We start from the raw sequence: 19,688 nt of genomic DNA, 5'->3' as shown, positions 1-19,688 counted from the left end.
TGCGCCCCAAGGAGGAAGAGTGCAGCAGCTGCGCCTCGCGGTCATCGCAGGAGACGGCATCGGCCCCGAGGTCACGCTCGAGGCCAGGCGGGCCATGCGAGCCGCGTTCGACGGGGTCGAGCTCGTCGAGACCGAGTTCGACCTAGGCGCCGCCCACTACCTCGCCACCGGCGAGATCCTCGACGACGCCACGCTCGAGCGGCTCGCGCAGCACGACGCCATCCTGCTCGGCGCCGTCGGCGGCGACCCGGCCGACGAGCGGCTCGCGGGCGGCATCATCGAGCGCGGCCTGCTGCTGCGGCTGCGCTTCGCGTTCGACCACCACGTCAACCTGCGGCCGACGCGGCTGCACCCGAAGGTCGCGAGCCCGCTGCGCGACCCGGGCGAGATCGACTTCGTCGTCGTCCGCGAGGGCACCGAGGGGCCCTACGTGGGCAACGGCGGCTCGTTGCGCACCGGCACGCCGCACGAGGTGGCGAACGAGACGAGCGTCAACACCGCTTTCGGCGTCGAGCGCGTCGTGCGGTTCGCCTTCGAGCTCGCCGAGCAGCGCAGCCGCAGGCTCACGCTCGTGCACAAGAAGAACGTGCTCGTGCACGCGGGCGCGCTGTGGCAGCGGATCGTCGACCAGGTGGGCGCGGAGCACCCCGAGGTGGCCGTCGACTACCTGCACGTCGACGCGGCCACGATCTTCCTCGTCGACCGTCCCAGCCGGTTCGACGTGATCGTCACCGACAACCTGTTCGGCGACATCCTCACCGACCTCGCCGGCGCGGTCGGCGGCGGCATCGGGCTGGCGGCCTCCGGCAACCTCAACCCCGCGCGCACCTTCCCGAGCATGTTCGAGCCGGTGCACGGCTCCGCGCCCGACATCGCCGGCCGCGGCATCGCCGACCCCACCGCCGCGATCCTCTCGGCCGCGCTGCTGCTCGAGCACTCCGGGCACCCCGACGCGGGCCGCCGCATCCGCGACGCCGTCGACGCCGACATCGACGCCCGCGACGAGCAGGGCGCCGCCACCGGCCGCACGACCGGTGAGATCGGCGCAGCCATCGTCGACCGCATCCGCACCTCGAAGGAGCAGGCATGACACTCGAGTTCACCCTCACGCGGAACGCCCAGCCGATCGCCGACGACGAGCGCGCGCGCGTGCTCGCCGAGCCCGGCTTCGGCAAGCACTTCACCGACCACATGGTCTCGATCGACTGGACCGAGGACGGCGGCTGGCACGACGCCCGCGTCGAGCCGTACGGCCCGCTGCAGATGGACCCCGCCTCGGCGGTGCTGCACTACGGGCAGGAGATCTTCGAGGGGATGAAGGCCTACCGCCGGGCCGACGGCTCGGTGTGGACGTTCCGCCCCGACCAGAACGCGAAGCGCATGCAGCGCTCGGCCGCGCGGCTCGCGCTCCCGCAGATCCCCGAGGAGCTGTTCCTCGAGGCCATCCGCCGCCTGGTCAAGGTCGACGAGGCCTGGGTGCCGACCGGCGGCGAGGACTCGCTCTACCTGCGCCCGTTCATGATCGCGAACGAGGTGTTCCTCGGCGTGCGCGCGGCCCAGACCGTGCGGTTCATGGTGATCGCGAGCCCCGCCGGGCCCTACTTCGCGGGCGGCGTCAAGCCGGTCTCGATCTGGCTCTCGCGCGAGTACAACCGGGCCGGCAAGGGCGGCACGGGTGCCGCCAAGTGCGGCGGCAACTACGCCGCGAGCCTGCTGCCGACGCAGATCGCGGTCGCGAACGGCTGCGCGCAGGTGCTCTTCCTCAACGAGGCGGGATCCGACCTCGAGGAGCTCGGCGGCATGAACATCGTGCTCGTCAAGGCCGACGGCACGCTCGTCACGCCGGAGTCGGAGTCGATCCTCGACGGCGTCACGCGCAACTCCCTGCTGCAGCTGGCAGAGGATGCGGGCCACACGGTCGAGCGCCGCCCCGTCAGCCTGGCCGAGTGGCGCGACGGCGTCGCGGACGGCTCGATCACCGAGGTGTTCGCGTGCGGCACCGCCGCGGTCGTGACGCCCATCGCGGCGCTGCGGAGCCCCGACGAGACGATCGGCGACCCGGACGCGCCCGCCGGCCCCGTGTCGCTCGCGCTCCGCGCGGCGCTCACCGACATCCAGTACGGCCGCGCGGAGGATCCGCACGGCTGGATGGTGCAGCTCACGGGAGCCCGCTGATGCGCGTCGCCCGCTTCGCGCACGGCGACCGGATCGGGTACGGCGTGGTCGACGAGGACGCGCTCGTCGTGCTGGTCGGCGACCCCATCGTCGCCGGGTTCGACACGACGGGGGAGCGCATCCCGCTCGGCGAGGCGCGCTTGCTCGCGCCCGTCATCCCCCGCTCGAAGGTCGTCGCCGTCGGCCGCAACTACGCGAAGCACGCGGCCGAGCTCGGCAACGAGGTGCCCGCCGAGCCGCTCGTGTTCCTCAAGCCGAACACCTCGGTGATCGGCCCCGGCGACGCGATCGTGCTGCCGCCGGAGTCGAGCGACGTGCACTTCGAGGGCGAGATCGCCATCGTCATCGGGCGCGTCGCTCGCCGGCTGACGAAGGCGAACGCGCTGCACGCGGTGTTCGGCGTCACCGTCGCCAACGACGTGACCGCCCGCGACCTGCAGCAGCGCGAGCCGCAGTGGGCGCGCGCGAAGGGCTTCGACACCTTCTGCCCGCTCGGGCCCGCGATCGAGACCGAGCCGGACTGGAGCGACCTGCGGCTCATCACCCGGGTCGACGGCGAGGTGCGGCAGGACGGCGTCTCGAGCGACTGGATCTTCGACGCGCCCACCGTGCTCGAGTGGATCACCGCATCCATGACCCTGCTGCCGGGCGACGTCGTGCTCATGGGCACGCCGGAGGGCGTCGGGCCGCTCGCCGCGGGCCAGACGGTCGAGGTCGAGGTGCCGGGCGTCGGCACGCTGCGCAACCCGGTGGTCGCGCAGGCCGTCGCGCCCTGACGGCTCCCCGGCGCCCTCGTCCGCCGCTCCGACGATCGAACTTCCCCGAACCGCGGGTTTTCGGCGCGGAACCCCGCGGTTCGGGGAAGTTCGGCGTTCGGCGGGGGAGTTTCAGACTCGTCGCCTAGCATCGGGGCGCTGGCGGCATCGGTCGCCGAGGAGGAGGAGCCATGTCGGAGATCCAGCAGCTGCTCGGCCGCATGCCGGTCCAGCAGATCGCACAGCAGGCGGGCGTCGGCGAGGACGAGGCGAGGCAGGCGATCGAGGCGATCGTTCCCGCGCTCGTCGGCGGCATGCGGGCGAACGCGCACGACACTGCGGGAGCGCAGTCGCTCGCCGGCGCGCTCGGCGCGCACGCCGGGCACCTCGACGAGCGGCTCGCGGGCTCGATCGACCCCGGCGACGGGCAGAAGATCGTGCGCAACGTCTTCGGCGACAACACCGAGCAGATCGCCCGTGCGGCCGGCGGCGGGTCGGCGCTCGGCGGGATTATCCAGAAGGTGCTGCCGATCGTCGCGCCGATCGTGATCGCATGGATCGCGAACAAGTTCTCGGGCCAGGGCGGTCAGGGCGGTCAGCCGCAGGCGCCCGAGCAGGGCGGCTTCGGCCTCGACGACCTGCTCGGCGGCATCCTGGGCGGCGGCGCTCCGAGCCCGCAGGGCGGTGGCCAGCAGCAGTCGGGCGGTGGTCCGCTCGGCCCCCTCGGCGACATCCTCGGCGGCCTCCTCGGCGGCGGCCGCCGCTGACCCGCTGAACCGCTGACGCCGAACTTCCCCGAACCCCGGGAAGCCGGGGCGGATCCCCGCGGCTCGGCGAAGTTCGACGACACCGGAGTGGAGCCTGCCTGCATATGCAGGCAGGCTCCTCTAGACTGACGGCATGGCTTCCAACGACGCGCTCCGCGGTCACGTCGACGCGATGCTGCTGTCGGTGCTCTCCGAGGGACCGGTGCATGGCTACGGCGCGATCGAGCGCATCCGGGACCGGTCCGGCGGTCAGCTCGACTTCCCCAGCGGCACGGTCTACCCGGCGCTCAAGCGGCTCGAGCGGCGCGGCCTCATCGAGGGGGAGTGGGCGTCGGAGGGGCGCTCGAAGCGCGTCTACCGGCTGACGGATGCCGGAACCGCAGCGCTCGCGGCCGAGCGCGACGAGTGGACGGCGACGGCGTCGATCATCAGCCGCGTGCTCGGGCCCGCGCAGGCGTAGCGGCGGCGGCGCGCACGGCGGCGAACCGCAGCAGCAGCGCGCCCGCGCCGACGCCGACGGCCGAGCCGAGCACCACGGTGAGCGCCACGAGCGACACCGCGATCGCCGCCCCCGCGGGCGGCACGGGCAGTGCGACGGCGAGCGCGATCGCGCCGCCGACGAGCACCGCGGCCAGCGCGAGCTGCATGCTCGCCACCGCGACGAGCGCCGGCATCGAGCCTGCGCGACGGATCGCGATGGCGCCGACCGCGGCCGCGACGGCCACGAGCGGCGCGACGACGTCGAGCGCCCGCGAGACCGGCAGCATCCACGCCGCGTCCATCGGCACGCGGAAGCCGGGCAGCCCGGCGATCGTCGTCATGCCGGCGACCCACGCGACGATGAGCACGCCGACGAGCCCCGCCGACACGGGCGAGTAGCGGCGGCCGACGTCGGCGAGCAGCTCGTGCGAGAGCTCCGCGCCGATGGCGGCAGGCTCGCCGAACTCGGCGACGACGGCGGATGCGGCGACCGGCTCGGGTACGCCGGCCGCGGTGCGCGCCGCGACGGCCTCGCGCAGGTCGCCCTCGATCTCGCGCACGATGTCGCGGCGGTGGCCGCGCGGTGCGACGACGGCGCGCTCGAGTCGCACGACGAGGTCGGCGACGGGATCGGAGGTGGGCATCGTGGCCGATTGTCCCACGCCTAGGATGGAAGCCATCATGAGCGTCCCCTTCTCGACCGCCACAGGCGGCGACGTCGTCGTCCGCTTCTGCCCGTCGCCCACCGGCACCCCGCACGTCGGACTCATCCGCACGGCGCTGTTCAACTGGGCGTACGCGCGGCACCACGGCGGCAAGATGGTGTTCCGCATCGAGGACACCGACACCGCGCGCGACAGCCAGGAGTCGTACGAGCAGCTGCTCGAGGCGATGCGCTGGCTCGGCATCGACTGGGACGAGGGCGTCGAGACCGGCGGCCCGCACGAGCCCTACCGGCAGTCGCAGCGCGGCGAGATCTACGCGGACCTCATCGAGCGGCTGCTCGAGGCAGGGCACCTCTACGAGTCGTTCGCGACCGCCGAGGAGATCGAGGCCCGCAACCACGAGGCCGGCCGCGACGCCCGCCAGGGCTACGACAACTTCGAGCGCGACCTCACCGAGGCCGAACGCGAGGCGCACCGCGCCGCGGGCCGCCAGCCGAGCCTGCGCCTGCGCGTGCCCGACGAGGACCTCTCGTTCGACGACCTCGTGCGCGGCGAGATCACCTTCCCGGCCGGCTCGTTCTCGGACTTCGTGGTCGTGCGCCCGAACGGCGCGCCGCTCTACACGTTCGTGAACCCCGTCGACGACGCCCTGATGGGCGTCACGCACGTGCTGCGCGGCGAGGACCTGCTCTCGTCCACGCCCCGCCAGATCGCGCTGTACCGGGCGCTCGCCGACATCGGCGTCGCGACCGCGATCCCGCGCTTCGGGCACATGCCGTACGTCATGGGAGAGGGCAACCGCAAGCTCTCGAAGCGCGACCCGCAGTCGAACCTGTTCCTGCTGCGCGAGGCCGGCTTCATCCCCGAGGGGCTGCTCAACTACCTCTCGCTGCTCGGCTGGTCGATCGCGCACGACCGCGACGTCTTCTCGCGCGACGAGCTCATCGCGGAGTTCGACGTCGCCGACGTGAACCCGAACCCCTCGCGCTTCGACCCCAAGAAGGCCGAGTCGATCAACGGCGACCACGTGCGCATGCTCGCGGCCGACGACTTCGCCGCCCGGCTCGAGCCCTACCTCGGCCGGGTGTTCGGCGGCAAGCCGAGCGACGAGGAGCGCGCCCTGCTCGCCAAGGCCGCCCCGCTCGTGCAGGAGCGCATGCAGCTGCTCGGCCAGGCCGAGGACATGCTGGGCTTCCTCTTCCTCGACACCGAGGACATCCGTCACGACCAGGATGCGGTGGCCGGGCTCAGCGACGACGCGCACGCCGTGCTCGAGGCCTCCCGCCGCGCGCTCGCCGAGCTCGAGACCTTCGACACCGCCTCGATCGAGCAGGTGCTGCGCGACGTGCTCGTCGACGGGCTCGGCATCAAGCCGCGCTTCGCGTTCACGCCGCTGCGCGTCGCGGTGACGGGCCGCCGCATCTCGCCGCCGCTGTTCGAGTCGATGGAGCTGCTCGGCCGCGAGGCCGTGCTCGCGCGCATCGAGCGGCTGGCCGCGAGCGTCTGATGGACGTCGATGTCGTCGTCATCGGCGCCGGTCCGGCGGGTCTCGCGGCAGCGCTCAACCTCGCGCGCCAGCAGCGCACGGTGGCGCTGCTCGACTCCAACCGCCCGCGCCATGCGGCGACGCTGCAGTCGCACGGCTACATCACCCGCGACGGCATCTCGCCGCTCGAGATGCGCTCGCTCGGCCGCGAGGAGGTGCTGCGCTACCCGACGGTGACGCACGAGCGCACCCTCGTGCGGCAGATCGTCGCCGTCGACGACGGCTTCGCCGTGCAGGCGGAGCAGCCCGGTTCGCGTGCCGAGAGCGAGACGCGCGCCGCTGCGGTCCTGATCGCGACCGGGCTCTCCGAGACGCTGCCCGCGTCGCAGCACGTGCGCCCCTGGTACGGCACGAGCCTCCACTCCTGCATGGACTGCGACGGCTACGACAAGCGCGGCCAGGCGCTCGCGCTCATCGGTGAGACGCCCGACCTCGTCGACCGCGCCATGGTCATCCGCCGGCACACCGACGACCTCGCCGTGTTCACGAACGGGTCGGATGCCGTCGACGACGCGGGCGCGGCTCGGCTCGCCGACCACGGGGTCGCGCTCGTCCGCACGCCCGTCGCCGCGATCGAGGGAGACCGCGACGGCATGCGCGCGATCGTGCTCGAGGACGGAGAGCGAAGCCTCCGCACCGGCGGCTTCGTGCGGCCCTGGTGGCACCCGCAGCTCGAGTTCGCCGATGCGCTCGGGCTCGAGCGCGATGAGGACGGCCTGGTCGTCGTCGACCGGATGCAGCGCGCATCCGTCGAGGGCATCTACGCCGCCGGCGACATCACCCCCGGCTTCCGGCAGCTCGCGGTGGCCGCTGGCGCCGGCACGATCGCCGCCTCGGTGATCAACCGCGACCTCATCGCGCGAGAGCGCTGACGCCCGAGCAGGCGGCCGCAGTGGGGTTCCAAGCGCTGGATGCGGAGCTGTGGCTGCGCACCGCGGCCGCGATCGCGCTGCTCGCGGCGGTGGCGTTCGCCGGCCTGCGGACGTTCCGGGTCGCGGCCCCGTGGGAGGCGGTCGTCGCGATCCTGCGCGCAGCCGTGCAGCTCGCGCTCCTCAGCGTCGTGCTGGCCGGGCTGATCCAGGATGTGCGATGGATCGCGCTCGGCCTCGTCGTCATGCTCGTCGCCGCCGTCGCGACCGCGGCGCGGCGGGGCAGGGGCGCCTCGGCGCCGCCGGCGCTGCTCGCCGCCGCGATCGCCGCTGGGCCGGCCGTGGCGATGCTCGTCGTGTTCGGCACGGGAGCGCTCGAGCTCACGCCGCAGTACCTGCTCGCGGTCGGCGGCATCGTGATCGGCAACGCCATGACGATGGCGATCCTGGTGCAGCGCGTGCTGCATGCGTCCATCCGCGATCACTGGGACGAGGTGGAGGGCTGGCTCGCCCTCGGCGCGACGCCTCGGCAGTCGATCGCGACGCTCGCTCGGGATGCGGTCCGCACCGCGCTGCTGCCGTCGATCGACCAGACGCGCACGACCGGCATCGTCGTGCTGCCCGGCGCGTTCGTCGGCGCCGTGTTCGCGGGCCTCTCGCCGATCGAGGCGGGGAGGTTCCAGCTCGTGGTGCTCGCGAGCATCCTCGCGGCCGGCGTGGTGACGGCGTCGACCCTCGCGTTCACGGCGCACCGGGCCGCGACGCGCACGGTCGCGACGCGGCAGTGACTGCCTTCGTGGAGGTGCCGCCGCCGGCAGCGCTCGACTCCGTCGCGACCCGCCTGTGGCACCTCGACACCGCCCCGGTCCGGCGCTTCGAGAAGATCCTGCCGCTGCCGAGCATCCACCTGATCGTCAACCTCTCGGAGCCGTACCGCTTGTTCGACCGCACCGGCGCGAGCACTGCGGTGGTGGATGCGTTCGTCTCGGGCCTGCAGCGCGAGTGGCTGGTGATCGAGTCGCCCGCGCGCATCCGGCACGTGGGCGTCGAGCTCACACCCGCCGGCCTGCACGCGCTCGCGCCGGACCGTGCTGCGACGAGCGCGGGAGCCGTGCAGGACGCGCGCGCGCTGCTCGACGGCATCGACCTGCTCGTGGAGCGGCTAAGCGCCGCCCGATCGCCGCACGCGATGCTCGGCATGCTGGCCGACTTCCTGCTCGGTTCGCTCGTGCAGGCGCCGGATCCGCTGGTCACCGCGACCGCCCGTGCGATCGAGGCCGACGTCGACCGCACGGTCGCGTCCCTGGCCACCGAGCTGGGCGTCTCGCAGCGCACCCTGATCGCGCGCTTCCGCGCCGCGACCGGCACGACGCCGAAGCAGCATGCCCAGGTGCTGCGCTTCCACCGGTTCGTCGACCGCGTGCACGCCGCGGGTGGACCGCCGGACTGGGCAGACCTCGCCGTGGCCTCGGGCTACTACGACCAGCCGCACGTCATCCGGGCGTTCCGCCGGTTCAGCGGCTGGACGCCGGCCGAGTACCACCGCCTGGTCGCGGAGCACGGGTCGGATGCGGCCCACTTCGTGCCGCTCGAGCAGCTGCCTGCCGCTCCGCCGCTTCGCACGGAGGATCAGGCGAGCGCGTAGGCCTCGCGCAGCCAGCCGAGCAGCTCGTCGTCGACGTCGTCGATCGCGGCCAGGTCGACGCGGTGCGTGCACATGCCGCCGACGGCCCGCAGCCGCTCGGTGGCAGGCGCGTCGGCGAGATTGATGCCGAGCTGCACGCGCTTCGCACTCGCTGCCTCGACCACGGCGAACTGCTTGCGGCGGCGCAGCGAGACGCTCGTCTTCTTGGGCGCCACCTCGACGTCGGCGCCGAGCGCCGTCGCCTCGGCCACCAAGCGGTCGAGGATCGGCCGCAGTGCGGCCTTGCCGCCCGCGTACTGCGCGTCGACCAGGTCGTCGTGCGTCTGCGGGCCCGCATCGCGCGCGCGGTACCGCAGTGCCACGAGGTTGGCGAAGCCGTGGCTCATCCCGTGCTCGCCCTTGAGCAGCGCCATCGTCTTGCCATGCTTCTCGAGGCTGGCGTCGTCGCGCTTGGCGACGTCGAGCACAGCGAACCACTCGTCCAGGCTCCTGCCGGTCTTCGCGGGCAGGTTGTCGATCATCGATTGCGTCGCAGCATCCACGTCCATGCTCGCGACCGTAGCGCCCCGCCATCGCGGGGGATTGTACGAAGTTGACCGCGCATCCTCCGATACCGGGATGCGAGTGCCGCGCAACCGCACCGGCAGATCGGTGCGGGGGTTCCCCCGGTGCTCGTCGGGCCTGAGCTCCCGGTACCGATCTGCGGGTCGCACCGAAGCGCACCCGCAGACCGGTGCAAGTGGTCCGCAGTCAGCGTCGCGCGGCCCGACCCCGCCGCCGCGATTGGCGCCCCGCCGCCCCGTCCGCTATGCTCGACTCTTGGCTCGCTGTGCTTCGGTGCGCGACCTTGGGGTATGGTGTAATTGGCAACACGGAGGTTTCTGGTACCTTTGTTCTTGGTTCGAGTCCAGGTACCCCAGCACTTCGAAGCCCCCGCAACGCGGGGGCTTCTTCGCGTTCCCGGACGGCGTCGCGTTGTCCCAGCCTCGGCCCGTGTGTAATGTTCGTTACACATTGGTCCGATTGGCGGCTCGCCGTCTGCTGAACGTCAAAGGCGACGTTCGAGGGAAAGGTCTGCACGATGACTTCGACGGTGGATGCGCCAGGCGGCGCGACGACGACGCCGCGCAGGAGCCTGCGCCTCTGGGAGGTCGTGGCCATCTCGGTCGGCTTCATGGGTCCGGTCATGGCGATGTCGCTCAACGGCATCGGTGTCGCGGGGCTCGTCGGCCCCTCGGTGCCGTTCACCTTCGTGGTCTCCTTCATCGGCACCATGCTCGTGGCGTACGCCTTCATCCGGCTCACGCGATCAATCACCCACGCCGGCTCGGTCTACGCGCTCGCCGGCGCGACGCTCGGCCCTCGTGCCGGCTTCTTCGGCGGCTTCGCGCTGTTGGGCACCTACCTCTTCTTCGCCGCGTGCATCGCGGGGGCGTGCGCCGTCTTCTTCGAGGCGATGATGACCGAGCTCGGCGTCGTGCTGCCCGGGTGGACGTGGATGCTCGTGCCGGTCGTGGTGGCGGTGTTCGTCCTGCTCCTGAACGTCCGCGAGTCCACCGTCACGGCGCGCACCCTGCTGGGCATCGGCTTCGTCGGCATCGCCGCGATGGTGGTGCTGTCGATCGTGATCATCGGCCGCGTGGCGGCCGGCGACGCCCCCGTCTCCACCGGCGTCGACCTGTCGGTGCTGCTGCCGGGCGACGCCCCGATCAGCGCAGTCATGACCGCGGCGGTGTTCGGCTTCCTCTCCTGGGCGGGCTTCGAGTCGGGCACCTCGCTCGGCGAGGAGACCCGGAACCCCAAGCGGGTCGTGCCGATCGCGCTGCTGCTCGCGGTCGTGATCGCGGGTGCGATCTACGTGCTGGTGATGTTCGCGCAGACCATCGGGTTCGGCACCGACGCGGCGGGCGTGGAGGCGTTCGCGAGCGCCTCGTCGACGCTGACGACGCTCGCGTCCACGTACATCGGCCCCTGGTTCGCGGTGCTCATCTCTGTGCTCGCCTTCCTCGTCGCGTTCGCCTCCCTGCTCAGCTCGACCGCTGCGGCCTCTCGGCTGCTGTTCGCGCTCGCGCGGGACGGCTTCGGCCCGACGTCGTTCGCACAGCTGAGTCCCAAGACCGGCGTGCCGGTGCGCAGCACCGTCTTCGTGGTGGTGCTCACCGTCGTGCTCGCGGTAGTGCTCGGCATGTTCGGTGCCACGAGCGTCGATGCCTACTACTGGTACGCGACCATCGCGACGCTGTGCATGGTCGTCGCCTATGCCATGTGCTCCGTGGGCGTGATCCGTCACACCTTCAGGCCCGGCTCGCGCATCCCGAAGTGGGAGGCCGTCGTGCCCGTCCTCGGTGTCGCGTTCCTCGTCTACGTCTACGTCATCCAGATCGCGGGCCAGGTCGCGCCCTACTCCTACTTCCCTTGGATCGCGGGCGCGTGGTGCGTCATCGGTCTCGTCATCGTGCTCGCCAAGCCTGCGCTCGCCGACCGGATCGGGTCGCGCCTCACCATGGAGGATCTCGACTGACCATGCCTACGACCGAATCCTCTCCCGAGGCCCTCGACGAGCTCATCTTCGTCGCGACCTCCGACATCGCCGCACGGACGAAGGGCCGCTCGATGCGGCTCGCCGACTTCGACGAGCACACCTCGCTGGGCTGGGTGCCGGCCAACCTGGGCATCGGCTCCCTCGGGCACATCGTCGACGACATCCCCTACGGCTCCACCGGGGATCTGCGGCTCAAGCCCGACCACTCGTCGCTCACGCGCGTCGACGGCATCCCCGGCAGGCCGCCCCTGAACATCGTGTTCGCCGATCTCGTGAACACGGATGGGTCGGCCTGGGAGAGCTGCCCCAGGACCTTCCTGCGAGAGGCGGTCGAGCAGCTGCGCGACGAGTTCGGGATCAGCACGCGCAGCTCCTTCGAGCATGAGTTCGTCGATGTGAGCGCCAAGGGCGACCACCACCCGTTCTCGCTGCAGGCGTTCAGGAACGCCGAGCCGCTCGGCTCGACGCTCATGAGCGTGCTGCACCGCGCGGGGCTCGAGCCCGAGACCTGGCTGCCCGAGTACGGCCGCCACCAATACGAGATCACGGTCGCGCCCACCGACCCGGTGGCGGCGGCGGACCGCGCGGTCCTCGTGCGCGACATCGTCTATGACATCTTCGCCGCCCACGGCCGCGAGGCGTCCTTCGCTCCCGTCGTCGCGCCCGGCGAGACCGGGAACGGCGTGCACGTGCACTTCGGCCTGAACGACGCCGAGGGGAACACGCTGGTCTTCGACGCGGAGCGCCCCGGTCGGCTCTCCGAGCTGGCGGGCAGCTTCGCTGCCGGCATCGTGCGGCACGGGCCAGCCATGGCGGCGATGTTCGCTCCGCTCGCCACCAGCTACCTGCGGCTCGCGCCGCACAACTGGTCGACCGCGCGCGCCTTCCTCGGCCTGCAGAACCGCGAGGCGCTGCTGCGCATCTGCCCGACGAACGAGATCGATGGGCGCGACCCGCGCAGCCAGCTGCACTTCGAGTTCCGCGGATCCGACATCGGCGCGAACCCGTGGATCCTGCTCGGCATGATCCTGCGCGCCGGCATGCACGGCATGCGGGAGGGGCTCGCGACGCCCGAGATCGTCGAGGGCGAGCTGGATCTCGACGGTCGCCACGCGGGGCTCGCGCGGCTGCCCCGCGACCTCGAGGAGGCGCTCGACATCCTGGCTCGCGACGAGGTCGTCTCCCGCTGGTTCTCGCCGGCGTACCTCGCCACCTACGTCGCGATCAAGCGCGACGAGTTCGCGTCCGTGCAGGCCAGGTCGCTCGCGGAGCAGTGCGAGGTGTACGCCCGTGTCTACTGACGTGCAGACGGATGCGCTCGTCGCGGCGACCATCGATGCCATGCCGCTGATCGACCACCACTGCCACGGCATCATCACGGAGCCGCTCGACCGTGCCGCGTTCGAGGACCTCATCACCGAGTCCGACTGGCCGGCCCCCGACGGCACGACGCACTTCGACACCCAGGTCGGGTTCGCCATCCGCCGCTACTGCGCCCCCGTGCTCGGCCTCGCGCCCTTCGCGAGCCCGGAGGACTACCTCGCCCGGCGCCGGGAGCTCGGGGCGGAGGCCAGCGAGCGGCTGCTCCGTGCCACCGGCATCAGCGACTACGGCATCGAGGTCGGACACCGCGGCGACGAGATCCTCGATCCCGATGGCATGGCGGCCGCTGGCGCCGCCCGCGCCCACGAGATCGTGCGCCTCGAGCGGCTGGCCGAGGAGCTGATGCTCGAGGGCTGCGAGTCGAGCGCCTTCCGCGAGGCATACGACCGGCTGCTCGACGAGCGGATGCAGGGTGCCATCGGCGTGAAGTCGATCGCCGCGTACCGGATCGGACTCGACTTCGATCCGTCGCGGCCGTCGGCGACCGAGGTCGACGCGGCCGTCGAGGCGTGGGCTCGCGGCACGACGGCGGATGAGCCGCTGCGGCTCGCCGACCCGGTCATCATCCGCCACCTGCTGTGGGCGGCGGTCGACCGTGCGTGCGCGATCCAGTTCCACATCGGCTACGGCGACGCCGACGTCGACCTGCACCGCTGCAGCCCGCTGCTGCTCACCGAGTTCCTCCGTCGGACCCGAGACTCCGGCGCACGCGTGCTGCTGCTGCACTGCTACCCCTTCCACCGAGAGGCCGGCTACCTGGCGCAGGTCTTCCCCCACGTCTACTTCGACGTCGGGCTGGCGATCAACTACACGGGGTCGCGATCGGTCGAGGTGATCGCCGAGACGCTCGAGCTGGCGCCGTTCCACAAGATCCTGTTCTCCTCCGACGCCTTCGGGGTCGCGGAGCTCTTCCACCTGGGCGCGCTGCTCTTCCGCCGCGGTCTCCAGCAGGCGCTTGACGCCTTCGCGGAGCGCGACGGCTGGCCCGCGGACGAACGCTCCCGAGTCGCGGAGCTGATCGCCTGGCGCAACGCCGCCCGCGTGTATCGATTGGCTGCCCCGGCCGCGGCAGCAACGTGAACGCCGCGCTCACCGGGCTCGACGAGCTCGCGACGCGCTGGGAGGCCGCGTTGGAGCGGCAGCTCCCGGCCGCGGTGCGCCTGCGGCACAAGCTGCACGCCGCGCCGCGCCTGTCCGGAGATGAGCACGACACGACCGCGCGCATGGCCGAGGAGCTGGAGCGCGTCGTGCTGTTCGAGCCGGTGGCAGGAGCGGGCGCCGTCGGCCGCGTCGGTCCGATCGGCGGCCACGCCGTGGCGGTGCGGGCGGAGCTCGACGCGCTGCCGGTCACCGAGCGCACGGGCGCCGCGTTCGCGGCGGCGAACGGTGCGATGCATGCCTGCGGCCACGACGTCCATCAGGCTGCGCTCACCGCGCTGCTCCGCGCTTCCGCGGGCCTCGACCTGCCCGTGGGCCTCGTCGCGCTGCTGCAGCCGCGCGAGGAGTCCTACCCTTCCGGCGCGCTCGACGTGCTGCGCGAGGGCGTGCTCGAGCGCCACGCGATCGCGCACGTCATCGCCGCGCACGTGCATCCGGGGGTGCCCACCGGCGCGGTCGCCGTGGGCGGGGGGTTCATCAACGCCGCCGCCGACGAGATCGAGGTGCTCGTCGAGGGCCGCGGCGGCCATGGCGGCTATCCGCACGACGGCGCCGACACCGTCGCGGCCATCGCCCACATCGCCACTGCCATCCCCGAGGTGGTGCGCCGCACCGTCGCCCCGCTCAACCCGGCGGTCATCAGCGTCGGCACGCTCAGCGCCGGGGATGGCGCGGCGAATGTGCTGCCCGCGAGCGCGCGCCTGCTCGCCACGATGCGCACGACCGATCCCGCCGATCGCGAGCCCCTGGTGCAGGCGGTGCGCACGATGGCGGAGCGGATCGCGGAAGCCTTCGGGACGCGCGCGACGGTCGTCCGCACCGAGGGCGAGCCGGTGCTCGTCAACGACCACGCGCTCGCGCAGGGCGCCGACGACTGGCTCGCCCGGCTGGGCGTCGACGGCGCGGAGACGATGCGATCGCTCGGTGCCGACGACTTCTCGTACTTCAGCGAGGCGGTGCCCTCGCTGATGATGTTCGCGGGCGTCGAGACCGCGGGCGAGGAGCCGCAGCCCGCGCTGCACCATCCGCGCTTCCTGCCCGGTGACGAGGCCGTCGGCGTCGTCGCCCGCGCGCTGCTGGCCGGATATCTCGCCGCGGCAGAGCGCGTGCTCGGCATCGAGCACCACCGCGACGGTCGCGCGCATCCGCTGAGCACCGAGCCCACGGGCGCGGCCCGGTGAGCCGCACCGACGACGCCGTCGTGCAGCTGATCGCGCGCGACGCTCGCGTCATCGCGGGCGTCGAGCAGCTGCGATTCTTCCCGCTCGCCGCTGTCTCCGGTCGCGGCAACCCGGCGATCGCCGATGCCATCGCGCGCGCGGCGGTGGATCCGGCCGGCTCCTCGATCCTGTCGGGCACGCATCCAGCGGCCGTCGCGCTCGCCGAGGAGCTGCTGGCGCTCGTGCCCGCTCGAGACCCGGACGCGCAGCGGCGGGTCTACCTGGGGCACGCTGGCACCGACGCGAACGATGTCGCCATCCGGGGCTGCCGGCACGCGACCGGCAGGCCGCGCGTGCTCGCCTTCGAGCAGGGATACCACGGCGGCCTCGGCTCCGCTCAAGGCGTCTCCGGTGTGCACGTCGCCGCGGGAGCGCAGGCAGACCCCGGCGTCTGGTTCCTGCCCTACCCCGATCGCTACCGTCCCCACACGGGCGACGCCGCGACGGTCGTCGACGACGTGCTGCGGCGCGCCGAGGCGGGACTCGCAGAGGGCACCACCGCCGCCGTGATCGTCGAGCCGCTGCAGTCGGACGGTGGGCTCATCGTGCCGCCCGCGGGATTCCTCGCAGGCTTGCGCGCGCTGTGCGACGCGCACGGCGCGTACCTCATCGTCGACGAGGTCAAGGTAGGGCTCGGGCGCACCGGGCGCACGCACGCGTTCGAGCACCAGGCCGTCGTGCCCGACGTCGTCACGCTCGGCAAGGCGCTCGGCGGCGGTCTCCCGCTGTCGGCCGCGATCGGGCCCGCGGCGGTGCTCGACGAGCCGACGGCATCGGCGCTCATGACGACGGTCGGCAACCCGATCTCCTGCGCTGCCGCCCTCGCGGTGCTCGCGCTCGTCCGCGACGGGGCGACGACCCGGAGCGCGGAGGAGCGCGGCGCTGAGCTCCGCTCGCAGCTCGAGCAGTATGCGGCCAGCGGTCGCCCGGGCGCGGAGCGCATCGGCGACGTGCGAGGGCTGGGACTCTCGCTCGGCGTGGAGCTCGTCAGCGGGCGCGAGGACTCGACGCCGGATCCGCTGCTGACCGCGAAGGTCGCGTACCGGGCGTGGGAGCTCGGCGCGGTCGCATACCCCGTGCGCGGCAACGTCCTCGAGCTGACGCCGCCGCTGGGCATCACCGCGCGGGAGGTGGAGCGCGCGGCCGCGATCCTGGCCCAGGCGATCGACGACGCGGCGACCGGGAGCGTCTCGGACGAGCAGATCGCGCCGTACCGGGGCTGGTAGCGCCGGATCAGGCCGGCGGCTCGGCCGCGGGTCGCGCGCGCATCGCCTCGATCGCCTCGATCCGCTGGCGACCGGCCTCGCCCATCCGGTCGGTGACGCCGGCGATCACCGCCTCCACGACGGCGAGCGCCGGCACGAGAGAGTCGAACGGCGATGGCGCCGCCACCTCCGCCGCGAGCACCGTGGTGGCGACCTCGGCAGCGGGGGAGAGCCAGCGGTCGGTGAAGAGCACGATCTCGGCGCCCCGGTCGGCGGCCTGCTGCGCCAGGCGCACGACCGCCGCGTCGTAGCGACGGTAGTCGAACACGACGAGCACGTCGCCGCGCCGGACGTCCGCGACGGCCGCGAGGCGGGGGAGCTCCCGGTCGTCGAGCACGGTGACGTCCGGCCGCAGCTGCACGAGGTGCGCTCCGAGGTACTCGGCGAGCATGCGGCTGAACCGGCCACCCAGCAGAACCACGCGCTGGCGGGGCTCCGACAGCAGCGCGACCGCCCGGTCGAACTCACTCTGGGGCAGCTCGTCGATGGTGGTGGCGATCCCGGCGGAGAACACCCGCACCGTGCGGCCGAGGTCACCGACGCCGGAGCGGAGGTCCTCACGGCCGTACTGCTCGAGCGGCGAGCCCAGCCGCTCGTGGACCTCGCGCTGGAGTCGCCGCTGGAAGTCGGGGTAGCCGCTGAAGCCGAGCCGGGTCACGAACCGGACCACGGTGGGCGGGCTGACGCTCGCGCGCTGGGCGAGCTCGGCGACGGTCTCGAGCCCGGCGATGGGGTAGTTCGCGAGCAGCGCCCGGCCGACCTTGCGCTCCCCGGCGCTCAGCGTCGCCAGCGAGCCGCGCACCACGTCGCTGAGCGAGCTCGCGCTCGGGGCACCGGGCATGTCCGTCACGTTCCCGCCTCTCAAGTCCGGAACCGACGCTACCGCGCTGCGCTGACGGGACGCGGTCCTCGGCACCGCGCTCGACACGCATCTCGACAACGCGCGAGCGTCGAGGCATCCTGTGTTGTCCCCCGATCGACGAGGAGGACACCATGGCGGACGAGACGGATGCGGCGAGCGGCGCAGGCCCCGACGGCGGGCACGTGCGCACCGGCCCGGAGGCGTCGGACTCACTGAAGTACTCGCAGGAGGTCACGTCGCCGGACGACGAGCCGGAGCGCGACGGCCGCAGCCTCGCGACCACGAGCCACGACGTGATCCGCGAGTGGGCGGAGGCCCGCGACGCGGTGCCCGCGACCGTCGACGGTACCGAGCACGACGGGCACCTGGGCGTGCTGCGCTTCGACTTCGGCGGCGACTCCGACCGGCTCCGGCACGTCGAGTGGGAGGAGTGGTTCGAGACCTTCGACGAGCGTCGCCTCAACTTCATCTACCAGGAGACTCGCTCCGACGGCTCGGAGTCGAACTTCTTCCGGCTCGACAATCCCGAGCGCGAGGACGGCTGACAGCCTCACGCGTGGAACAGGTCGCCCGCGAGGTACTTGAGGCCGGTGTCGGTCGCGACCGTCACGACGGTGCCTCCTGGGCCGAGTGCCGTCGCGAGCTGCAGCGCGCCTGTGACGTTCAGCGCGCTCGACGTGCCCGCGAAGATGCCCTCCTGCTGCGCGAGCGGCAGCGCCAGTGCTCGCGCCTCGGCCTCGTCGATGGCGCGCGCCTCGTCGTAGGTGCCCGGATCGAGCATCGGCGGCACGATGCCGGTGGCGATGCCCTCGACGCGGTGCGGGCCTGACCACCCTTCGGTCAGCGTGGGCGACGACGTGGGCTCGAGCGCGACGATGTGCACGGGCTCCGCCTGGTGCCGCAGCGCCGATGCGACGCCCACGAGCATCCCCGCGGTGCCGACGCCGGCGCAGAAGGCGTCGATGCGCACGCCGCTCGCTTGCGTCTCCTCGAGGATCTCGCGGCCCATCGCCGCGTACCCGACGAGGGCATCCTCGTTGTGGAACTGGTCGACCCAGTGCGCGCCCTCGCGCTCGACGATGCGGTCGACCTCCTGCCGCATCCGCACGAACAGATCGGCCGTGATGCGCCCGGCGTCGCTCGGCACGATCGTGAGGTCGGCGCCGAACGCGCGCATCGTCGCGAGCTTCTCCTGCGAGAAGGCGTCGGAGGACACGATCGAGAGCGGGTAGCCCTTGACGGCGCAGACGAACGCGAGCGACGACCCCGTGCTGCCGCCCGAGAACTCGACGAGCCGCTGGCCGGGTCGCAGGTCGCCGCGCCGCTCGGCGCCCTCGACGATGGCGAGGGCCATGCGGTCCTTGTAGCTGCCGGTCGGGTTGCCGCCCTCGAGCTTGACGAGCACGCTCGCCGCGCCCTCGGGCACGAGCCGCCGCATCCGCACGAGCGGCGTGCGGCCGATCGCCTCGAGCGCCGACTCCCGGATGCCTGTCGTCGGCATGCGCACCTCGCCTCTGCGCGGCCGTGCGCGTCGCGTCGACGCGAGGACCCGCGCAATCGGAAGATACTCCTGGCCGCGACGACGCAGCAGGGCTGGTCGCACCCTCGGGCGACGCGTCGTGCGATGATGCGGTCAACGAGACAGGAGCGTCATGGGCGACATCATCGGCGGCGTCCCCTGGTGGGTGCTCGCGCTCGTGCTCTTCGCGGCCTGGGTCGCCGTCTGCCTCTGGGCGGTCGCGAAGCTGCTGCGGATGGACGTGGCGCTCATCACGAAGGTGCTGTGGGCGCTCGCGATCCTCGCGTTCCCCGTCGCCGGCCTCATCGCCTTCCTGCTGCTCGCGGATCGCACGCCGCAGATGGAGCGCGAGCTGGGCATCCGCCGCTACTGACCCGTCGGCCGAGGCGGCGGCCGCGCCTAGACTGCCGCGCATGGACCTCGCCGTCATCGCCTGCATCGCCGCCGCTCTCGCGGCGGCCGTGCACGGCTACATCTTCGTGCTCGAGACGCTCCGCTGGGAGGAGCCGGGCACCCGGCGCGTGTTCGGCACGACGCCCGAGCAGGCGGCGCAGTCGAGGCAGCTGGCTGCGAATCAGGGCGTCTACAACCTGCTGCTCGGCATCGCCGCGCTCGCCGGCGTGCTCGCGATCCTCGCCGGCGCTCGTGGGGCCGGCATCGCGGTGCTGCTGACGACGACGGGCATCATGCTCGCCGCCGCGCTCTACCTGGTGGTCTCCGACCGCACGAAGGGCCGCGCGGCCGCGGTGCAGGGCTTCTTCCCGCTCGTCGCGGTCGTGACGGGGCTCATCGCGCTCGGCCAGGTCGTCTGACGAGCGAGGGCCGTGCCGCCGACGA

General features: G+C 72.6%; 21 protein-coding genes and 1 tRNA gene. 18 read left to right on the top strand and 4 right to left on the bottom strand.

What is annotated here, in order from left to right; all coding sequences use genetic code 11:
• Positions 1-19: 19 nt before the first annotated feature.
• The 5 genes from ACLQ21_RS14185 (at position 20) to ACLQ21_RS14165 (ending at position 4,157) form a co-directional block, all read left to right on the top strand.
• Positions 20-1,090, top strand: a complete 1,071-nt coding sequence (locus ACLQ21_RS14185) for a 3-isopropylmalate dehydrogenase (RefSeq protein ID WP_425664610.1) — start codon at positions 20-22, stop codon at positions 1,088-1,090.
• Positions 1,087-2,175 (top strand): branched-chain amino acid aminotransferase, encoded by a 1,089-nt coding sequence (locus tag ACLQ21_RS14180; RefSeq protein WP_425664609.1) that lies wholly within the window; start codon positions 1,087-1,089, stop codon positions 2,173-2,175. The genes ACLQ21_RS14185 and ACLQ21_RS14180 overlap by 4 nt, the downstream gene beginning before the upstream one ends.
• Entirely contained in the window at positions 2,175-2,951 is a 777-nt protein-coding gene (locus ACLQ21_RS14175) for a fumarylacetoacetate hydrolase family protein (RefSeq protein ID WP_425664608.1), read from the top strand. Before ACLQ21_RS14180 ends, ACLQ21_RS14175 begins: the two co-directional genes overlap by 1 nt.
• A gap of 170 nt (positions 2,952-3,121) precedes the next feature.
• Positions 3,122-3,697 carry a DUF937 domain-containing protein gene (locus ACLQ21_RS14170; RefSeq protein WP_425664607.1) on the top strand — a complete coding sequence of 192 codons (576 nt, stop codon included), beginning with the start codon at positions 3,122-3,124 and terminating at the stop codon, positions 3,695-3,697.
• 133 nt (positions 3,698-3,830) lie between these two features.
• The gene (locus ACLQ21_RS14165) at positions 3,831-4,157 is read left to right on the top strand and encodes a PadR family transcriptional regulator (protein ID WP_425664606.1); all 327 of its coding nucleotides are present in this window, start codon (positions 3,831-3,833) and stop codon (positions 4,155-4,157) included.
• Here the strand turns inward: ACLQ21_RS14165 and ACLQ21_RS14160 are convergent.
• Complete coding sequence (locus ACLQ21_RS14160) at positions 4,126-4,821, bottom strand: permease prefix domain 1-containing protein (protein ID WP_425664605.1); 696 nt, start codon at positions 4,819-4,821, stop codon at positions 4,126-4,128. The two genes, ACLQ21_RS14165 and ACLQ21_RS14160, sit on opposite strands and share 32 nt — an antisense overlap.
• A 37-nt stretch (positions 4,822-4,858) precedes the next feature.
• On the opposite strand from ACLQ21_RS14160, the gene gltX reads away from it, so the two are divergent.
• Genes gltX through ACLQ21_RS14140 form a run of 4 tightly spaced genes read left to right on the top strand, consistent with a single transcriptional unit; the run spans position 4,859 to position 8,902 of the window.
• The gene (gene gltX / locus ACLQ21_RS14155; protein WP_425664604.1) at positions 4,859-6,349 is read left to right on the top strand and encodes a glutamate--tRNA ligase; all 1,491 of its coding nucleotides are present in this window, start codon (positions 4,859-4,861) and stop codon (positions 6,347-6,349) included.
• Entirely contained in the window at positions 6,349-7,260 is a 912-nt protein-coding gene (locus ACLQ21_RS14150; RefSeq protein WP_425664603.1) for an NAD(P)/FAD-dependent oxidoreductase, read from the top strand. The genes gltX and ACLQ21_RS14150 overlap by 1 nt, the downstream gene beginning before the upstream one ends.
• 20 nt (positions 7,261-7,280) lie before the next feature.
• Positions 7,281-8,045 carry an ABC transporter permease gene (locus tag ACLQ21_RS14145; protein WP_425664602.1) on the top strand — a complete coding sequence of 255 codons (765 nt, stop codon included), beginning with the start codon at positions 7,281-7,283 and terminating at the stop codon, positions 8,043-8,045.
• Positions 8,042-8,902, top strand: a complete 861-nt coding sequence (locus tag ACLQ21_RS14140; protein ID WP_425664601.1) for a helix-turn-helix domain-containing protein — start codon at positions 8,042-8,044, stop codon at positions 8,900-8,902. Before ACLQ21_RS14145 ends, ACLQ21_RS14140 begins: the two co-directional genes overlap by 4 nt.
• Here the strand turns inward: ACLQ21_RS14140 and ACLQ21_RS14135 are convergent.
• Positions 8,887-9,450 carry a DUF5655 domain-containing protein gene (locus ACLQ21_RS14135; protein ID WP_425664600.1) on the bottom strand — a complete coding sequence of 188 codons (564 nt, stop codon included), beginning with the start codon at positions 9,448-9,450 and terminating at the stop codon, positions 8,887-8,889. The genes ACLQ21_RS14140 and ACLQ21_RS14135 overlap by 16 nt on opposite strands.
• A 300-nt stretch (positions 9,451-9,750) precedes the next feature.
• Here ACLQ21_RS14135 and ACLQ21_RS14130 point away from each other — a divergent pair.
• The 6 genes from ACLQ21_RS14130 (at position 9,751) to ACLQ21_RS14105 (ending at position 16,431) form a co-directional block, all read left to right on the top strand.
• Positions 9,751-9,822 (top strand) — tRNA-Gln (locus ACLQ21_RS14130).
• Between the two features lie 161 nt (positions 9,823-9,983).
• On the top strand, positions 9,984-11,423 hold the full coding sequence (locus ACLQ21_RS14125; RefSeq protein WP_425664599.1) for an APC family permease: 1,440 nt from the start codon (positions 9,984-9,986) through the stop codon (positions 11,421-11,423).
• A 2-nt stretch (positions 11,424-11,425) separates the two neighbouring features.
• Positions 11,426-12,745, top strand: a complete 1,320-nt coding sequence (locus ACLQ21_RS14120) for a glutamine synthetase (protein WP_425664598.1) — start codon at positions 11,426-11,428, stop codon at positions 12,743-12,745.
• Positions 12,735-13,907: an amidohydrolase family protein gene (locus tag ACLQ21_RS14115; protein WP_425664597.1), complete on the top strand. Its 1,173-nt coding sequence runs from the start codon at positions 12,735-12,737 to the stop codon at positions 13,905-13,907. The genes ACLQ21_RS14120 and ACLQ21_RS14115 overlap by 11 nt, the downstream gene beginning before the upstream one ends.
• On the top strand, positions 13,904-15,166 hold the full coding sequence (locus tag ACLQ21_RS14110; RefSeq protein WP_425664596.1) for a M20 metallopeptidase family protein: 1,263 nt from the start codon (positions 13,904-13,906) through the stop codon (positions 15,164-15,166). Before ACLQ21_RS14115 ends, ACLQ21_RS14110 begins: the two co-directional genes overlap by 4 nt.
• Positions 15,163-16,431 (top strand): aspartate aminotransferase family protein, encoded by a 1,269-nt coding sequence (locus ACLQ21_RS14105; RefSeq protein ID WP_425664595.1) that lies wholly within the window; start codon positions 15,163-15,165, stop codon positions 16,429-16,431. Before ACLQ21_RS14110 ends, ACLQ21_RS14105 begins: the two co-directional genes overlap by 4 nt.
• Before the next feature lie 7 nt (positions 16,432-16,438).
• Here ACLQ21_RS14105 and ACLQ21_RS14100 read toward each other — a convergent pair whose 3' ends face one another.
• Complete coding sequence (locus ACLQ21_RS14100) at positions 16,439-17,311, bottom strand: MurR/RpiR family transcriptional regulator (RefSeq protein ID WP_425664634.1); 873 nt, start codon at positions 17,309-17,311, stop codon at positions 16,439-16,441.
• Positions 17,312-17,463: 152 nt separating this feature from the next.
• Between ACLQ21_RS14100 and ACLQ21_RS14095 the strand changes: the two genes are divergently transcribed.
• Positions 17,464-17,877 carry a hypothetical protein gene (locus ACLQ21_RS14095; RefSeq protein ID WP_425664594.1) on the top strand — a complete coding sequence of 138 codons (414 nt, stop codon included), beginning with the start codon at positions 17,464-17,466 and terminating at the stop codon, positions 17,875-17,877.
• 5 nt (positions 17,878-17,882) lie between these two features.
• On the opposite strand, the gene ACLQ21_RS14090 is transcribed toward ACLQ21_RS14095, so the two are convergent.
• Positions 17,883-18,833, bottom strand: coding sequence for a PLP-dependent cysteine synthase family protein (locus tag ACLQ21_RS14090; RefSeq protein ID WP_425664593.1), 951 nt, complete (start codon positions 18,831-18,833; stop codon positions 17,883-17,885).
• Positions 18,834-18,984: 151 nt separating this feature from the next.
• On the opposite strand from ACLQ21_RS14090, the gene ACLQ21_RS14085 reads away from it, so the two are divergent.
• Both ACLQ21_RS14085 and ACLQ21_RS14080 read left to right on the top strand, forming a co-directional pair.
• Positions 18,985-19,224: a hypothetical protein gene (locus ACLQ21_RS14085; protein ID WP_425664592.1), complete on the top strand. Its 240-nt coding sequence runs from the start codon at positions 18,985-18,987 to the stop codon at positions 19,222-19,224.
• A gap of 40 nt (positions 19,225-19,264) precedes the next feature.
• Positions 19,265-19,663: a DUF1304 domain-containing protein gene (locus ACLQ21_RS14080; RefSeq protein ID WP_425664591.1), complete on the top strand. Its 399-nt coding sequence runs from the start codon at positions 19,265-19,267 to the stop codon at positions 19,661-19,663.
• Positions 19,664-19,688: the final 25 nt, after the last annotated feature.

The organism is Agrococcus sp. DT81.2, assembly GCF_049844935.1.
In the GTDB taxonomy this organism is placed as follows: domain Bacteria; phylum Actinomycetota; class Actinomycetes; order Actinomycetales; family Microbacteriaceae; genus Agrococcus.
The sequence above is the reverse complement of the archived record's forward strand: the minus strand, read 5'-3'. Positions and strand labels throughout refer to the sequence as shown.

Excerpts from the sequence above, each read along its gene's own strand:
- ACLQ21_RS14180 (WP_425664609.1), top strand. The coding sequence starts at position 1,087 with ATGACACTCGAGTTCACCCTCACGCGGAACGCCCAGCCGATCGCCGAC.
- ACLQ21_RS14175 (WP_425664608.1), top strand. The coding sequence starts at position 2,175 with ATGCGCGTCGCCCGCTTCGCGCACGGCGACCGGATCGGGTACGGCGTG.
- ACLQ21_RS14170 (WP_425664607.1), top strand. The coding sequence starts at position 3,122 with ATGTCGGAGATCCAGCAGCTGCTCGGCCGCATGCCGGTCCAGCAGATC.
- ACLQ21_RS14165 (WP_425664606.1), top strand. The coding sequence starts at position 3,831 with ATGGCTTCCAACGACGCGCTCCGCGGTCACGTCGACGCGATGCTGCTG.
- ACLQ21_RS14160 (WP_425664605.1), bottom strand. The coding sequence starts at position 4,821 with ATGCCCACCTCCGATCCCGTCGCCGACCTCGTCGTGCGACTCGAGCGC.
- gltX (WP_425664604.1), top strand. The coding sequence starts at position 4,859 with ATGAGCGTCCCCTTCTCGACCGCCACAGGCGGCGACGTCGTCGTCCGC.
- ACLQ21_RS14150 (WP_425664603.1), top strand. The coding sequence starts at position 6,349 with ATGGACGTCGATGTCGTCGTCATCGGCGCCGGTCCGGCGGGTCTCGCG.
- ACLQ21_RS14135 (WP_425664600.1), bottom strand. The coding sequence starts at position 9,450 with ATGGACGTGGATGCTGCGACGCAATCGATGATCGACAACCTGCCCGCG.
- ACLQ21_RS14125 (WP_425664599.1), top strand. The coding sequence starts at position 9,984 with ATGACTTCGACGGTGGATGCGCCAGGCGGCGCGACGACGACGCCGCGC.
- ACLQ21_RS14120 (WP_425664598.1), top strand. The coding sequence starts at position 11,426 with ATGCCTACGACCGAATCCTCTCCCGAGGCCCTCGACGAGCTCATCTTC.
- ACLQ21_RS14100 (WP_425664634.1), bottom strand. The coding sequence starts at position 17,311 with ATGCCCGGTGCCCCGAGCGCGAGCTCGCTCAGCGACGTGGTGCGCGGC.
- ACLQ21_RS14095 (WP_425664594.1), top strand. The coding sequence starts at position 17,464 with ATGGCGGACGAGACGGATGCGGCGAGCGGCGCAGGCCCCGACGGCGGG.
- ACLQ21_RS14090 (WP_425664593.1), bottom strand. The coding sequence starts at position 18,833 with ATGCCGACGACAGGCATCCGGGAGTCGGCGCTCGAGGCGATCGGCCGC.
- ACLQ21_RS14085 (WP_425664592.1), top strand. The coding sequence starts at position 18,985 with ATGGGCGACATCATCGGCGGCGTCCCCTGGTGGGTGCTCGCGCTCGTG.
- ACLQ21_RS14080 (WP_425664591.1), top strand. The coding sequence starts at position 19,265 with ATGGACCTCGCCGTCATCGCCTGCATCGCCGCCGCTCTCGCGGCGGCC.